At 51.4% G+C, this 15,893-nt stretch carries 16 protein-coding genes; 11 read left to right on the plus strand and 5 right to left on the minus strand.

Annotation, left to right across the window (positions count from 1 at the left end; genetic code table 11):
• Positions 1–75: 75 nt before the first annotated feature.
• Positions 76–612 (plus strand): copper-resistant cuproprotein CopI, encoded by a 537-nt coding sequence (gene copI, locus AC1D19_RS13090; protein WP_477763447.1) that lies wholly within the window; start codon positions 76–78, stop codon positions 610–612.
• Positions 613–673: 61 nt separating this feature from the next.
• Positions 674–1,504 carry an NADPH-dependent 7-cyano-7-deazaguanine reductase QueF gene (queF, locus tag AC1D19_RS13095; RefSeq protein ID WP_477763448.1) on the plus strand — a complete coding sequence of 277 codons (831 nt, stop codon included), beginning with the start codon at positions 674–676 and terminating at the stop codon, positions 1,502–1,504.
• 521 nt (positions 1,505–2,025) lie between these two features.
• Here the strand turns inward: queF and AC1D19_RS13100 are convergent.
• Both AC1D19_RS13100 and AC1D19_RS13105 read right to left on the minus strand, forming a co-directional pair.
• A complete protein-coding gene (locus tag AC1D19_RS13100; RefSeq protein ID WP_477755953.1) occupies positions 2,026–2,289 on the minus strand; it encodes a DUF4404 family protein in 264 nt (87 codons plus the stop codon).
• Positions 2,290–2,401: 112 nt separating this feature from the next.
• Positions 2,402–3,022: an HAD family phosphatase gene (locus AC1D19_RS13105; RefSeq protein ID WP_477763449.1), complete on the minus strand. Its 621-nt coding sequence runs from the start codon at positions 3,020–3,022 to the stop codon at positions 2,402–2,404.
• A gap of 200 nt (positions 3,023–3,222) precedes the next feature.
• Between AC1D19_RS13105 and AC1D19_RS13110 the strand changes: the two genes are divergently transcribed.
• From AC1D19_RS13110 to rssC, 3 genes are all read left to right on the plus strand, one after another.
• Positions 3,223–3,912: an MlaA family lipoprotein gene (locus tag AC1D19_RS13110; RefSeq protein WP_477763450.1), complete on the plus strand. Its 690-nt coding sequence runs from the start codon at positions 3,223–3,225 to the stop codon at positions 3,910–3,912.
• A gap of 391 nt (positions 3,913–4,303) precedes the next feature.
• On the plus strand, positions 4,304–5,485 hold the full coding sequence (gene rssB / locus AC1D19_RS13115) for a two-component system response regulator RssB (RefSeq protein ID WP_477755956.1): 1,182 nt from the start codon (positions 4,304–4,306) through the stop codon (positions 5,483–5,485).
• On the plus strand, positions 5,485–5,967 hold the full coding sequence (gene rssC, locus AC1D19_RS13120; RefSeq protein WP_477755957.1) for an anti-sigma factor antagonist RssC: 483 nt from the start codon (positions 5,485–5,487) through the stop codon (positions 5,965–5,967). Before rssB ends, rssC begins: the two co-directional genes overlap by 1 nt.
• 122 nt (positions 5,968–6,089) lie before the next feature.
• Here the strand turns inward: rssC and tal are convergent, their stop codons facing one another.
• A complete protein-coding gene (gene tal, locus AC1D19_RS13125; protein WP_477763451.1) occupies positions 6,090–7,016 on the minus strand; it encodes a transaldolase in 927 nt (308 codons plus the stop codon).
• A gap of 469 nt (positions 7,017–7,485) precedes the next feature.
• Between tal and AC1D19_RS13130 the strand changes: the two genes are divergently transcribed.
• Together AC1D19_RS13130 and AC1D19_RS13135 are read left to right on the plus strand one after the other, a co-directional pair.
• Positions 7,486–7,860 carry a hypothetical protein gene (locus AC1D19_RS13130; protein ID WP_477757162.1) on the plus strand — a complete coding sequence of 125 codons (375 nt, stop codon included), beginning with the start codon at positions 7,486–7,488 and terminating at the stop codon, positions 7,858–7,860.
• Between the two features lie 74 nt (positions 7,861–7,934).
• A complete protein-coding gene (locus tag AC1D19_RS13135) occupies positions 7,935–8,561 on the plus strand; it encodes a hypothetical protein (RefSeq protein WP_477763452.1) in 627 nt (208 codons plus the stop codon).
• 38 nt (positions 8,562–8,599) lie between these two features.
• Here AC1D19_RS13135 and AC1D19_RS13140 read toward each other — a convergent pair whose 3' ends face one another.
• Both AC1D19_RS13140 and galU read right to left on the minus strand, forming a co-directional pair.
• On the minus strand, positions 8,600–9,061 hold the full coding sequence (locus AC1D19_RS13140; RefSeq protein WP_477763453.1) for a mannose-1-phosphate guanylyltransferase: 462 nt from the start codon (positions 9,059–9,061) through the stop codon (positions 8,600–8,602).
• A gap of 69 nt (positions 9,062–9,130) precedes the next feature.
• Entirely contained in the window at positions 9,131–9,964 is an 834-nt protein-coding gene (gene galU / locus AC1D19_RS13145; protein WP_477763454.1) for a UTP--glucose-1-phosphate uridylyltransferase GalU, read from the minus strand.
• A gap of 464 nt (positions 9,965–10,428) precedes the next feature.
• Between galU and AC1D19_RS13150 the strand changes: the two genes are divergently transcribed.
• The 4 genes from AC1D19_RS13150 to AC1D19_RS13165 all read left to right on the plus strand — a co-directional run bounded on the left by AC1D19_RS13150 (position 10,429) and on the right by AC1D19_RS13165 (position 15,877).
• Positions 10,429–10,869 carry a low molecular weight protein-tyrosine-phosphatase gene (locus tag AC1D19_RS13150; RefSeq protein ID WP_477763455.1) on the plus strand — a complete coding sequence of 147 codons (441 nt, stop codon included), beginning with the start codon at positions 10,429–10,431 and terminating at the stop codon, positions 10,867–10,869.
• A gap of 40 nt (positions 10,870–10,909) precedes the next feature.
• Positions 10,910–13,138: a polysaccharide biosynthesis tyrosine autokinase gene (locus AC1D19_RS13155; protein WP_477763456.1), complete on the plus strand. Its 2,229-nt coding sequence runs from the start codon at positions 10,910–10,912 to the stop codon at positions 13,136–13,138.
• A 324-nt stretch (positions 13,139–13,462) separates the two neighbouring features.
• On the plus strand, positions 13,463–14,755 hold the full coding sequence (locus AC1D19_RS13160; protein ID WP_477763457.1) for an oligosaccharide flippase family protein: 1,293 nt from the start codon (positions 13,463–13,465) through the stop codon (positions 14,753–14,755).
• Positions 14,756–15,877, plus strand: coding sequence for a UDP-N-acetylmuramate dehydrogenase (locus AC1D19_RS13165; protein WP_477763458.1), 1,122 nt, complete (start codon positions 14,756–14,758; stop codon positions 15,875–15,877).
• Positions 15,878–15,893: the final 16 nt, after the last annotated feature.

Below are 15,893 nucleotides of genomic sequence, written 5' to 3' on the forward strand. Positions count from 1 at the left end.
GGCTGTCAGGTTGCGGGCAGTGGCAGCAGTTTAGAGTTTTCCCCATGCTGAGCCTTATCTTGTTGGAGTATGACGATGTTTTTACGCAAGTCCGTGGCGCACATCCTGTGTTTGCTGGCGCTGAGTTCACCGGTGTGGGCGGACGCCGGGCATAGCTACGATTTCGGTCAGCCGGCCCCGGCGGCCAAGGCGACCCGCAGCATCGAGGTGGTGATGGAGGACATGTCATTCACGCCGCAGGCCATCGACATCAAGGCCGGGGAAACCGTGCGCTTCGTGCTGGTCAATAAAGGCCAGTTGTTGCATGAGTTCAACCTGGGGGATGCGGCGATGCACGCCAGACACCGGCAGGAAATGTTGCAGATGCAGCAGGGCGGCATGCTGACGCCCACCGGCATGAAGGCAATGGACCACGGCAACATGGCCGGCATGGATCACGGTTCGATGGACCACGGCATGAAGCATGACGACCCGAACAGCGTGCTGGTGGAGCCGGGCAAGACCGCCGAGCTGACCTGGACCTTCAGCAAGGCCACCAGCCTCGAATTTGCCTGTAACATCCCCGGTCATTACGAGGCTGGCATGGTCGGCAAATTGACTGTCAGTCAGTAAGCACTCAAAGGCGGGAGCAAAGGCTGATAGAATCCGCTGATTCTTCAGTCAGGTTTCCGCCATGCATCCCGCAGCCGAACACTCGCCGCTGGGCAAGTCCAGCGAATACATCGCCACCTACACGCCGTCCTTGCTGTTCCCGATCCCGCGCACCGCGAAGTGGGCGGAACTGGGCCTGACGGCTGAAACCCTGCCGTATAAAGGCGTGGACTTCTGGAACTGCTTCGAGCTGTCCTGGCTGCTGCCGTCGGGCAAGCCGGTGGTAGCGATCGGTGAATTCAGCATTCCGGCGGATTCGCCGAACATCATCGAATCGAAGTCGTTCAAGCTGTACCTCAACTCCCTGAACCAGACGCCGTTTGCCGATACCGAGAGCCTTGAGGCGACGTTGGTCAAGGATTTGTCGGCGGCTGCCGGCAAGCCGGTGGGCGTGCGTATTCGCAGTCTCAAGGATGTCGAGAGCGAAGGCGTCGTGGCCTTGCCGGGCGTGTGCATCGACGAGCTGGATATCAGCGTCAGCAACTACGAGCATCCACGGCCGGAACTGCTGCGTTGCGATGATTCGCGCATTGTCGAGGAGAGCGTGCACAGCCATTTGCTCAAGTCCAACTGCCCGGTCACCAGCCAGCCGGACTGGGGCAGCGTGGCGGTGGAGTACCGTGGCGCGGCGCTGGATCACGCGAGCCTGCTCGAATACATCGTCAGCTTCCGCCAGCACTCGGACTTCCATGAGCAGTGTGTAGAGCGGATCTTCCTCGACCTGCAGCGGTTGCTCAAACCGGAGAAACTGACGGTGTATGCGCGTTATGTGCGCCGTGGCGGGCTGGATATCAACCCGTACCGCAGCACCGAAGAGGTGCAGCTGCCGAACCATCGCCTGGTCCGTCAGTAACATCAAACTGTAGGAGCTGGCTTGCCAGCGAAAGCGGTGGTTCGGCCGACATATTAGTCGACTGGTAGATTGCCTTCGCTGGCAAGCCAGCTCCTAYAAGGTTCAAGTTTCAAATTTCAGAAATGAAAAAGCCCCGCTATCGCCAGCGGGGCTTTTTTGCATCGTCCGTCAGTAACATCAAACTGTAGGAGCTGGCTTRCCAGCGAAAGCGGTGGTTCGGCCGACATATTAGTCGACTGGGARATTGCCTTCGCTGACAAGCCAGCTCCTACAAGGTTCAAGTTTCAAATTTGAGAAATGAAAAAGCCCCGCTATCGCCAGCGGGRCTTTTTTGCATCGTCCGTCAGTAACATCAAACTGTAGGAGCTGGCTTGCCAGCGAAAGCGGTGGTTCGGTCGACATTTTAGTTGACTGGTAGATTGCCTTCGCTGGCAAGCCAGCTCCTACAAGGTTCAAGGTTCAAATTTCAGAAATGAAAAAGCCCTGCTATTGCCAACGGGGCTTTTTTGCATCAGGAGGGTTCAGATCCCCATGTTGGCCAAGGCCTGTCCGATGTTGCGCAGGGTGCCGGCAAGGGTAGGGTGTTCGAGTTCGAAGCGTTCCACGGCCAGGTTGACGCCATCGGCGAGGCTGGATCCCTGGGTTTTGGTTTCCAGCTCAAGTTCAAGTTCGATCTGTTCCATCAGCGCGTGCAGGTCAGCGCGCTCGGCTTCGGAAAGCGGAGGATTCTGTTCCAATTGCTCGCGCAGGGCATTGAGCTGTTCTTGCAGTTCGCGGGCGGGCATGGCGTTCTTCCTTCTTTAATCGATAGGCACTGGCATAGACCATGACAGAAGGCCAAAGGTCGATGCCTGACCTTTAGATTAATCCACTCGCGCGCAACCTGCATGATCTCGGTCAGGGCTTTTCGCCCTTGAGCCGACGCAAGCTGATATCGGCCAGGCAGGTGTCGAGTTCACCGAGGTGGTCAATCACCGAATGCACGCCCAGGCCGAACAGTTGCATCGTGGCCCTGGCGCGTTTGATGTCGCGCCCCTGCGGGGTCAGCGCTTGCCATTCCTGAGGCGTCAATCCGCACAGCGAGCCGCAGGACGCCAGGCCGATGGTCCACAACCCGGCATTGAGCCCCGCTTGCAGCAGGCGGGGTTCGCCGCTCACCAGTACGCAGCCGTCGAGTCGCTCGACATTCAGGGTCATCAAGGCTTGCCAGCAGGCGTTCGGGGCGGGCCATGGGGTATTTGTTGCTAGATGTTGCGATTGCTTGATCCATTCAGGCAACGCAGCGGCCAGGGATTGGCTCAGGGCAGGGGGCAGCTCATCGAGCCAGGCGCAGGGGATTTGCCGGCGCTGCAAGCTGCGCAGGCTATCCAGTGCGCCGGGTGTGGCCTCGGCGTGTTCGGCCGAGTGGCTGCCGTGCCGGCGCGTGTGTGCGCCGAAATCCACCAGGCAGCCACTGAGACCGAACAGTACGGCGGTCAGGCTGGGTGCGGTTTGGGGCAAGGCTTCGGCGAGCGGCATGTGGACGTCCCTGAAATAGCCTGAAGGCTAGCGGGCGACGGTGACAGTTGAGTGACATGGACGTGAATCGCTCGCATTTTGCACGATTCCTTCGATGTGGATTTCGTGCAAAGTGCCTTAAACAGCGTTTACGTCTTATACTTGGCAACTTATTGCCCGGGCCAAGTGCCCGAGCCAGTACAAACCAAGGAGTTTTTTCTATGCGCTGGAGCAATCATCTAGCCAGGATTTGTGTGTGCGCCAGTGTGATGCTGGTTCCGTTCGTTGCCCAGGCAGCCACGGAAGAGGATCCTTGGGAAAGCATCAACCGCCCGATTTACAAGTTCAACGACGTGATCGACACCTATGCGCTCAAACCCCTGGCCCAGGGCTACCAGTACATAACGCCGCAGTTTGTCGAAGACGGCGTTCACAACTTCTTCCGCAACATCGGCGATGTGCGCAACCTGGCCAACGATATCCTGCAGGCCAAACCTCGCGCCGCAGGTGTTGATAGCGCACGAATCATTTTCAACACCACCTTCGGCTTGCTGGGCGTCATTGATGTCGGCACCAGAATGGGCCTGCAGCGCAATGACGAAGACTTCGGTCAGACGCTGGGTTACTGGGGGGTCGGCAGCGGCCCTTACTTGATGCTGCCATTCCTGGGGCCAAGCACCTTGCGTGATGCACCGTCCAGGTACGTCGACAGCTACACCGGCGCTTATCGTTACGTAAACGACATTCCGGTGCGTAACTCGTTCTTTGCCCTGGATGTCGTCGATACCCGCGCCAATCTGCTGTCGAGCGAGAGGCTGATCACCGGCGACAAGTACACCTTCATCCGCAATGCGTACTTGCAGAACCGTGAGTTCAAGGTGAAAGACGGTCAGGTTGAAGACGATTTCTGATCTCGACCGGTAAACTGAAAAAGGCGGCCATCAACAGGCCGCCTTTTTTGTCTGTGAAGACCCGCATGCGGATGTAATCACGCTTTTCACTGTAGTCCCGGCCGGTTTGACTCGTGGGTTCGAACCTTCCATTGGGTTACGGATCTGCCTGTTCTTATAACTCTCGGTGATTTGACAAATAAAGACGTCAAGCGACCATCGGTGTGAGCTTGAAACGCCCCGCGGATGGGAGTACCGTCTGCGCCTTAGAAGGGCACCTCTGGTGTACAAGTGTGTAGGGCAAATGCCCGAAAGCGGTGCGACAGAGAGGCTAGAAAGCGAATCCAGTAGTCAGCGCCGGGCCAAAGTCCCCGCCTGCTACGCCAACCTAATTCTGGCGCCGTTTGCCCACATGCCAAAAACCAGTGCCACGCTGCTGATAATCGATGATGACGAAGTAGTGCGCGCGAGCCTCGCCGCCTATTTGGAAGACAGTGGTTTCAGTGTCTTGCAGGCCAGCAATGGCCAGCAGGGCCTTCAGGTATTCGAGCAAGACAAGCCCGACCTGGTCATCTGCGATCTGCGCATGCCGCAGATGGGCGGACTCGAACTCATTCGCCAGGTGACCGGGCTGTCGCCGCAAACGCCGGTGATTGTGGTTTCGGGTGCGGGCGTGATGAACGACGCGGTCGAAGCCCTGCGCCTGGGCGCAGCGGACTACCTGATCAAGCCTCTCGAAGATCTGGCCGTGCTCGAGCACTCTGTGCGCCGGGCCCTGGATCGTGCGCGCCTGTTGCTGGAGAACCAGCGCTACCGCGAGAAGCTGGAGAAGGCCAACCGCGAGCTCGAAGCCAGCCTGAACCTGCTCCAGGAGGACCAGAACGCCGGTCGCCAGGTGCAGATGAACATGCTGCCGGTCAGCCCCTGGACCATCAACGAGTTCAAATTCGCTCACCAGATCATCCCGTCGCTGTACCTGTCGGGTGATTTCGTCGACTACTTCCGGGTCGACGAGCGCCGGGTAGCCTTTTACCTGGCGGACGTTTCCGGTCATGGCGCCTCTTCAGCCTTCGTCACCGTGCTGTTGAAGTTCATGACCACGCGCTTGCTGTTCGAGTCCCGGCGCAGCGGCACCTTGCCGGAATTCAAGCCTTCAGAGGTTCTTGGTCATATCAACCGGGGCCTGATCAGTTGTAAGCTGGGTAAACACGTCACAATGGTCGGTGGAGTCATCGACGAGGAGACCGGTTTGTTGACCTATAGCATCGGCGGTCATCTGCCGTTGCCAGTGTTGTACACGCCAGACAGTGTTCGTTATCTGGAAGGGCGTGGCCTGCCGGTGGGCCTCTTCAACGAAGCCACCTACGAAGACCACGTGCTGGAACTGCCGCCGACGTTCAGCCTGACGCTGATGTCTGACGGTATTCTGGACCTTTTGCCAGAACCCACACTCAAAGAAAAAGAGGCGGCGTTGCCCCAACGGGTCAAGGCTGCGGGCGGCACCCTGGATGGGCTGCGGCAGGTTTTTGGATTGGCCACGCTAGGGGAGATGCCGGATGATATCGCCCTGTTGGTGTTGAGCAGGAATCTTTGATGAGTACTGGTAGAATCCAGTTCGCCGAGCAGGACGGCACCTTCGTCCTCAAGTTCGTCGGTGAAGTTCGCCTGACCCTGTGTTCGGCGTTGGATGCGACTATAGAGAAAATCTTCACCGCGAAGAATTTCAACGCGATCGTGATCGATTTGACCGAAACCCGCAGCATCGACAGCACCACCCTCGGCCTGCTGGCCAAGCTGTCGATCCTGTCGCGGCAACAGGTCGGCCTGCTGCCGACCGTCGTCACCACCCACGAAGACATCACCCGTCTGCTGCAGTCCATGGGCTTCGAGCAGGTGTTCAACATCGTCGACCAGCCGGTGCCATGCCCGGAATGCCTGGACGACCTGCCAGACCAGGATCAGTCCGAAGAAGTGGTGCGGATCAAAGTGCTTGAAGCGCACAAAATCCTCATGGGCCTGAACGACACCAATCGTGAAGCGTTCCATGATCTGGTGAATGCGCTCGAACGCCATTGATCCCCTGTAGGAGCGAGCTTGCTCCGGGCGGCGTTCCGACGATGGCGTCCGCAAGAACCCCGCATCAACAAAAAAGGGCGAACCTGTGAGGGTTCGCCCTTTTTGCATCACACCCACTCAGATCACAGCTTGGCCTGCAACAACGCCTCAAGCTTCTCCTGATCCCGCGCGAACTGACGAATCCCCTCAGCCAGCTTCTCGGTCGCCATCGCATCTTCGTTGGACAACCAGCGGAACTGCGCCTCGTTGAGGCTCAGGCGCGCTTCACCGGCATGGCCCGGCACCAGTTTGCGCTCCAGCTTGCCGGTATCCGCCGCCAGCTTGTCGATCAGGTCCGGGCTGATAGTCAGGCGGTCGCAGCCGGCCAGATGCTCGATCTGGCCCAGATTGCGGAAACTCGCCCCCATGACCACGGTCTTGTAGTCATTGGCCTTGTAGTAGTTGTAGATGCGCGTCACCGACTGCACGCCCGGATCATCCGCGCCGGTGTAGTCGTTGCCGTTGGCTTTCTTGTACCAGTCGTAGATGCGGCCTACGAATGGCGAAATCAGGAACACCCCGGCATCGGCGCAAGCGGCTGCCTGGGCGAAGGAGAACAGCAGGGTCAGGTTGGTCTGGATGCCTTCCTTTTCCAGGATCTCGGCAGCGCGGATGCCTTCCCAGGTGGACGCGATCTTGATCAGCACACGGTCGCGGCCAATACCGGCCTTGTCGTACAGCTCGATCAGGCGATGCGCACGCTTCAACACGGCGTCAGTGTCGAACGACAGGCGCGCATCCACTTCGGTGGAAATACGGCCCGGGATCACTTTCAGGATTTCTTGCCCCACGGCCACGCCAAAACGGTCGCTGGCCAGGCCCACATCGCCCTTGCAGTCATTGACGCAGGCGTTAAGCAGCCCGGCATACGCCGGAATGGCCGCGGCCTTGAGCAGCAGGGAAGGGTTGGTGGTGGCGTCCACGGGTTTAACGCGAGCGATAGCTTCGAAGTCGCCGGTGTCGGCAACCACGGTGGTCATTTGCTTAAGTTGTTCCAGCTTGGAAGTCATGGGCGTGCTCTGTCCTATGGGTCTGATGACATTACCCGAGCGCTGACAGCCACTCAAGGGCGCGTACGTGTATCGATGGCCCCTGCGGCGACAACCTGAAAACAGGTGTTTGAAAGGTGGGGCGCGGTGTCGATAAATAGGATGCCAGGCGGGCTCACAGGTTCAACTGATCTGACGGTTAACGCCTTGCAACCAGATCATCTGACTGCTGAATCCTCTGATAACGCTCGCCGCACCTTACGTGTAATTACCGATATTGTTGAAGTCTATATAGTTCGATTGCAGGCTCAATAATTGTTATAAAAAGTCAATTAATACTCTGCTCAAGTTAGTCTTCGCGCTAACAACTGTAATGTTATCTGGCAGATATTTTGATCGTTAGAATACGTCCAGTACATACATGGAATAAAGTGTAATGTGATAATCGGAAATGTGTTTGTAGAAATAACTTCACCACGTGAAGAGGTATATGTTTTTGGATGCGTTTGATGATTTGATGCTTGGCTACGCACTAAAAAAATTGACCGACGTGTTTGAAGAAATCGAGGAGGTTTCGAAAAACACCGCTTCGGACAAGGCAACGTGCGTGCTGGGTATCAGACAATCCAAAGCCGCAAAAAAAATCCCCGTCTGGCTGGGACGTCTGAGAGGCAGTACCCCTTATCAAGTCACGCATGTCCTGATCGATCAGATGCACGCCTCTCGAAAACTCAACCGCGACCTGCGCTTCGCGGCACAAGCTGCCTTGCTCGAAGCCCTGATAGAGGACGGACTGGCAATGCACATCGCGAGCTATTCGGTGGTTGTCGTAGAGAATCGCCTGAAGTGCTTTTCGGATCGATGAGCGTTGTATCTACTGAACAAGCGCCCAGTGTCCATTACACTGGAAAATTGCATGAGACGTGAGAAAGTAGATTGGTGTCAAAACTGTACATCGCACAATACGCCGGTATCACCGTCATGCTTCCAGCGGCCATGGTCGTCGCCGGTTGGCTGTGGTGCATGGCATCCAGAAAACTCGCACTCTTATGGCTAGGCGTACTGTTCGTGGCCTATTTTGTCGTAGGTTTGAGTAAGGTGCTGTTCAAGGGCTGGGGAATCGGCCTGGAAAGCCTGGATATCGCGGTCATCAGCGGCCACGCAATGAACGCCTGCCTGGTGTCGACCGTTGTCCTGAGTTTGCTATTGCGCCAATTGGATCATCGGCTTCGATGGCTGGCACTGGGTGCAGGGCTACTGTCGACCTGGTGGTTCAGTGTCCAGTATGTCGGGCAGACGATTCATCCTCTGCCGGAAGCGATTGCCGGGGCGATTGTTGGGTCAGCCGCGGCGTGCGTATTTCTTTTCAGGCTGGAGCGAAAGGAAATCCGCAAAATTCCCCGCATGGCCCTTGCGCTAGGGCTGGCGGTAATTCTACTGAGTACGAGCATTCCCAAGTATACCGCTGAGGGGGTATTGAACTCGCTAGCGGTGACCCTGTCGGGGGCGGAAAAGGCTTTTATGCAGCCTCATTGGCGCACTTCTGAGGGGCCGTCACGGTTATAGAGATTGGCTTGATTTTGAGTCCTGGCAAGAAGGCGGAGCTAGGACTCACTACAGCTTTTCTCATCAATCCGGGCCAGCAACTCTGCTGTTTTCAACTGCATCAGTGCAACATCACCACGACTCTCAACGTTCAACACAATTTCGGGCTCGATCTGCGAGAGGTGGATCTTGAAGCGCCATTCAGCGAACGTAAGGCTTAGGCCATCGCTCTCATCTACATCCAGCGCTTTACTGGCATACAGCGATCGAAGATGCGCCAGCACGGCAATCGGATTATGGACTACACATCGAATTTCCCCGGAGGAGGGGAAAAGCCCGATGCGTTCCACCAGCAACCTGGGTTGAGTGGCAGACGAGGAGGGTGCGCTTTCGCATGTCCGCAACCAGGCCATCAATCCACTGTTGCCCTCGGTGAACTTCTGCCCGGCAATCATATTGCCGGGTGCAAAAGGGTCCAGCGATTTATAGGCAGAGTCGATCGGTGATCTGGAAGCGTTCATAGTGGTCTGCCTTGCAAAAGGTTTATGGCCGCTCAAAAAACACGGCACCCAAGAGCTAAAAAATACCGTTTACAGGCCTTTCTTATACAAATTCTCATAACAGAAATTGGTCGCGTCGATATAACCTTCCGCTCCGCCGCAGTCAAAGCGGTGACCTTCGAACTTGTATGCCAATACACAGCCGCTTTGTGCCTGCTTCATCAGCGCATCAGTGATCTGGATTTCACCGCCCTTGCCAGGCGCGGTATCAGCAATCAAGTCAAAGATATCGGCCGTCAGAATGTAACGACCAATAATGGCCAGATTGGACGGAGCATCTTCCGGTTTAGGCTTTTCAACCATGCTGGTGACCCGGTAAACACCTTCGCGAATCTGCTCGCCAGCGATGATGCCGTACTTGTGCGTCTGGTCGTTGGGCACTTCCTGGATGGCCACGATCGAGCAACGGAACTGCTTATAGAGCGCGATCATCTGCGACAGCACACCATCGCCTTCCAGGTTCAAACACAGGTCGTCAGCCAACACCACTGCAAAGGGTTCGTCACCGATCAACGGCTGACCAGAGAGAATGGCGTGTCCAAGCCCCTTCATTTCTACCTGACGGGTGTAAGAAAACGTGCATGTCTCCATCAGCTCCCGAGTGCCCAACAGGAACTTCTCTTTTTCGGTACCGCGAATCTGATGTTCCAGTTCGTAGCTGATATCGAAATGGTCTTCCAAAGCCCGCTTGCCGCGACCGGTAACGATCGCCATATGCTGAAGACCCGCATCTCGCGCTTCCTCTACGCCGTACTGGATCAGAGGTTTATTCACAACCGGCAGCATTTCCTTGGGCATGGCCTTTGTGGCAGGCAGAAAGCGGGTGCCGTAGCCAGCTGCGGGGAAAAGGCATTTACGGATCATGTAGAGGTCCTGTTATATATACGATAGAAATGTTAATTATAAAAAATGATTGATGCCATAGAGTTGAGCATTGTTACTTGCTCATGTCTCGATATTCATCTATAAATTTCTACGATAGATACCATAACCTGAGTCGGCTAGCATTAGGAAAGCTGCGAATGTTAAGTTACGTCTGGTTGCGCGAGTGAATGTTATTTTATGTCTGGATTTGCTTATGGATCTAAATTTTATGCTGTGGCAATAAGTATTAAGTCGGTATTTAAAGGTTGATGCCGCCGGGGGTTCGCAGTTAAAATTTTCATCATGGCAAATGTTGGGTGTTTTTCAGAAAGCCCAAGAGGGGAAGGCTTCGTTCATCTTTACATTCATAATGGAAGAAATTGAGTGTTTATTAAGCAGCCATTTGGCTGCTTGTTGTATTAAGGCGATAACACGTCAATGCTTCAGATGGAGGGGGTTGTGCCATGGTAAAAAAAATTCTGATCGTCTGTATTGGCAACATTTGCCGTAGTCCAACCGCAGAGACTCTGCTACGTGGAGCGCTCGACCCGTCCGACATTTCGGTTAGCTCAGCTGGCCTTGCCGCGCTGGTAGATAGTCCAATTGAGTCAACCGCAAGGATCGTCCTTGAGGAACACGGACTTCTACCGGGTGAGCACAAAGCAATCCAGCTTACGTCTCAGGCTGTCAGCGAATCAGACCTGATCCTGGTAATGGAGCAACGGCACATTAACGGCGTACTGAATATTGCGCCCGAAGCTCGAGGTAAAGTCCTCCTGCTCGGCAAATGGCAAGACGATCGTGAAATCAGTGACCCCTACCGTCAAGGAAAACCTGCTTTTGTGCATGCTTATGCGTTGATTGAAGAGGCGGTACACGCATGGGCACAGCGCCTCATGCGCTGATTACCATTTATCGAACAGTAATAAAGGCAAAGAATCACTTATGCAGCAATCGCCAGTAGTCAATGTCCAGGACGACAATAACGAAGAGATTGATCTTCTCGGATTGTTTGGAACACTTATCGACCATAGATGGTTGATTGCCGTGATTACGGGTGCCTTTATGGTCGCCGGAGTTGCTTATGCAATTCTGGCAACACCTATTTATCAAGCTAACGCATTGTTACAGGTCGAGCCCAAAAAAAATGATTTGTTGGGTTTTTCGGATGTCAGCAGCATGCTTGGGAAGGAGTCGCCCTCCGCAACTGAAATTGAGTTGATCAAATCCCGTACCGTAATAGGGAAGACAGTTGATAACTTAAAGTTGGATATTGTTGTAGAACCAAACTATTTCCCGATCATTGGCGAGTTTATCGCTCGTCGATTTAAAAATAAAAATCCAAATTCAGTAGCCAGTCCAAGGTTTGGTATGAGTCGTTTCCATTGGGGAGGCGAGTCTCTAAAAGTATTTCAACTTGAGCTGCCAAAGAGCCAGATAGGTAAAGAGTTAACTCTTACTGTAGGAGAAAATGACAGTTTTACCCTGCGAGATGAAGATGGTAATACTTTGGCATCTAGCAAAGTAGGGCAGGTCTTTGATCAGGCAGGAGTGAAGGTGCAAATCGAAGAGATGCGTGCCAATCCAGGGGCCACGTTCACTATCACCCGCAAGTCGCGCTTAACTAGTATTCTAGATTATCAAGAAGTGCTTGATGTAGTTGAGCGAGGGAAAGAGTCAGGCATTATTGGCTTGGCCTTAGAGAGCGCTGATGCGTCTCAAGCTGTGAAAATCTTGAACAAGATTGCCGAATTTTATGTGCAGCAAAATATACAACGTACTTCCGCAGAGGCAGCTCAAAGCTTGGAGTTCTTGAGAGAGCAGCTCCCTCAAGTTAGAAAAGATTTAGAATCGGCGGGGAACGCTCTGAATGAGTACCAAATTCGCAGTAAGTCTGTGGATATAAGTCTAGAGACCAAAGCGATCCTAGACCAAATTGTTGCCTTGGATACCAGTATTTCTGAGCTGAAGCTACAACAAGCAGAGATGGACCGAAAGTTTACTCGTCAACACCCGGCTTATCGTGCACTTCTTAGTCAAATCGCAGAACTAAGTGAAAAGCAAAAAGGTTTAGCGTCAAAGGTTGAGGGGCTCCCCGCAACCCAGCAAGAGTTGCTCAGCCTGACGCGTGACGTGGAGGTTGGCACCGCGATTTACACTCAGCTGCTGAATAAGTCTCAAGAGTTGGACGTTATGCGGGCAGGGACCGTCGGTAACGTGCGGCTAATCGATACAGCTGATGTGAATATAGACAAGCCGGTAAAACCTAGGAAAATATTCATTGTAATATTTGCCACCCTTCTTGGTGGGATTCTATCTATTGCTCTTGTGCTCGTGCGTAAGGTGTTAAATAGGGGTGTGGAAAGTCCCGATGCGATTGAACAGCTTGGAATTCCGGTGTACGCCTCTATCCCATTCAGTACTCTGCAAAAAGCTGAGGAAGAAAAGTTCGTACGTCCAGGTGGCCGCTCTAATAATGCTAGCTCCTTACTGGCTGTTAGTCACTCAACAGATCTAGCAGTTGAAGCCCTTCGTAGCTTACGTACCAGTTTGCATTTCGCGATGCTTGAAGTTAAAAATAATCGTTTGATGATTTCTGGCCCCAGCCCGAAAGTTGGTAAAACATTTGTTTCAGCAAATTTGGCAGCAGTAATAGCCCAGGCTGGACAACGAGTACTGTTGATCGATGTCGATATGCGCAAAGGTTATTTGCACAAGATTTTAGATGTTTCAGACAGTAATGGTCTTTCTGATATTTTGGCCAAGCGATGTGACGTAAAGTCCGCTATTCATAAAACTTGTGTAGAGGGTTTTGACTTTGTTAGTCGTGGGAAAATCCCTCCAAATCCATCTGAACTTTTAATGCACTCAAATTTTACCGATCTGCTTGAGCAAGTAAGTGATTTGTATGATTTGGTAATATTAGATACGCCGCCGATTTTGGCAGTTACGGATGCTGCAATTGTTGGTAGACAATCAGGTACTAGTTTGATTGTAACCCGGTTCGGTCTAAATCCCGCCCGGGAAATTCATCTTACAGTAAATCGATTTGCCCAGAATGGGGTCGATATCAAAGGTGCCATCTTCAATGGAGTTGAAAAGAGGGCGTCTGCGAAATATGGATATAATACTTATGGTTATTACCATTATGAATACGCCTCCGATAAGAGTTAAGTGCACAGTGTTGATGTTTTAGTAGAAGTCTCTGCTAATAGGGAGTCTTTAGATGTGCCCTGCAGAGTGATCGAGGGAGACCGTTAGTATGCATGGCCGGCATTAAAAAATGCAGGCCATGTAGTTAAAGTCGAATTATTGGTATGGCAGCCAGACAGATCAATCTGATTGGTCCGACCTTGTTTGTCATTCTCGCAGTGCTTGTCCTCAGGAAACCGACAGAAAATCCTGGGGCGGTAGCGTGCAAAATTAATCCTCTCTGATATCAATGTGTTTTATAACCCACCATTCCTCCCTTGATACATAATTATAGTTGTACTTTATATGTTGAAAAGTAAGGCACTTAAAGCTATTTCGCTTTTGTGGTTGAGTTCATTGTTAGGTGCGGGATGCGCGTTTTTTACGCAAGTTATAATGGCCAGAGAATTAGGTTTAGAGCAATTCGGGTTGTTTTCTTCTGCACTATCCCTAGCGGCACTACTTACCCCGATCGCAGGATTTGGAATACCACAACTCTGGCTTAAGATTTTTGGGGAAGAGGGGCGCAATGGGGTTCGTTGGTTGAATCCCTCATTTTTATTTATTGTTCAGACTACATTTTTTGCGATAGGGATGATTTTTATATGGGCCTGGCTAGGGCCTCATTCAGTACAGATGCGCACGGTGCTGATTACACTAACGCTTTACACTATAGGCCAAGTCTTTATCGAGGTTAGCAGTTCGAAGCTGCAACTCGAAGAGCGATACATGTTGTTAGGAGTTATTCAGCTAACGCCCCATGCTTTAAGACTAATTGCATTTTCTGTATTGCATTTTTTTGCGGCATTGACTTTGACGGCAAATACGGCGGCTGTAATATATGCGGTAGTAGCATCCCCAATAATAATTTGGGGTGTTAGTGAAATGGGTAAAATGCGGAAGGGCAGATTTTCGTTAAAGGGGCACGAAAATAGGTGCGAGTTTAGTTCTAAAGAGGCTCCTACATTAAAGAATGTAGCCGCAAACGCTTGGCCTTTTGGCTTGGCTGGTGCATTTCACATAATTATCTCTCAGGCTAATATCGTTCTTATAGGCTATATGATAGGCCCCAGTTCGGCGGGTATTTTTAACGTTGCTTTTACTGTAATGACAGCTGTCTATCTATTGCCGACGGTGATATATCAAAAATTCCTTCTTCCGAAGTTTCATATATGGGCGAACTTCGAGCGAGATAAGTTTTATAAGGTTTATAAGTCTGGTAATCGGTTCATGCTTATGTTGGGGGTGTTGGCGATGGCGGCCATCATGATTCTCTCTCCTTGGGCCATACCATTTTTATTTGGATCCGAATATTCTGATGTTATATCAGTTTTATCGATTCTAGCCGTGTGTGCACCAATAAGATTTCTTGCGAACAGTGTTGGAGCGGTACTCATAACACAGCAGCACATGAAGAAAAAGGTTTACTTTATGGGCGTAACAGCGTTTTTAAATATTGTATTCATAGTCTCACTTACCAAGCTATGGGGGCAATCAGGAGCCGCAATAGCAACTATATTGTCGGACTCCGTATTGTTGGCTTTTTATTATTTTTCAGCGCGATGCTGGGTTTTTAAAGAACACAGGCAGACTAATTGAATGATTACTCAATTCGATGATTCGCACGTAATTAAGAATACTCTCACATCGTTAGAGACATCTTTGACGGAACTTGGGGATTTTCTCTCTCATGAGCAGATTTGGTTTAAAAAAGACCACTTAATAAAGTTTGAAACCTATTTTCAAACCGGTGGCGTGGTTAAGATATATATTTGCCCTCAAACGGTGGAGAAGTTTACAAAGGCGGTTTCATATCTTCAGAGAAGAGACATAGGCTTCAAAATAATTGGCTTTACTTCAAACGTGCTGTTGTTCGATCAAATTCAATACTCAGTGATTATATCCACGAAGAACCTCACCAATGTTGAGATAGATGAACATTACGCTCATGTAGACTGCGGTTTCTCTCTACAGGATTTTGTTCGAATTGCTATCACGAATGGTGCCGGTGGTTTTGAGGGGTTGGAGGGTATCCCTGGTAGTATCGGTGGAGGGGTTTTTATGAACGCTGGGGCATATGGATACAGTATTGCTGAAAATATTGTCTCCGTAGACTACATTGACTCCAATGGGAACTTACTGACCATCGATAAAGAACAGTGTGATTTTGGTCACCGAAAATCTCTATTTAAAAGAACAAAGTCAATTATATTGCGCGTCCGCTTCAAATTGAATCCAGGTTCAAAAGAGGAAATTGCAAGTAAGGTAGAAACATTCCATATTGCGCGTCATTCATATCAAGAGTTTGTATACCCAAACTTAGGGAGTATGTTTTCTGTAAGGGGGGATCTTTATAGGGAACTTTTGAGAGGCGAGAGACGCTCTAAGACATATATATATTATTTTTTAAAGTTGTTATTAAAAAATCCGGTAAGCAAATTCGTAGCCAGAAAGAAACCAAGTAATGTGACTTTCAATAAATTGCTCGAAAGTCATCTGAGGCACACAAATTATACTCCGTCAAAAAAGAGTCTAAATATTCTCATAAACGACGGTAGTACTTCAACGCGCAGTCATTTTGAATATATGTTTGAGTTCAAAAAACGATTGGGTGAAAAATTCGATATTGAAAATGAACCGGTACTCGAACCAGCTTACAAAGTGGAAGCTGATTTTCATACGTTGTACCAAGATATAAAAAGCAATATAAAACCCGATTGAACACCTAAGGTAATTA

The sequence above is a fragment of the Pseudomonas sp. P1_C12 genome (assembly GCF_056406435.1).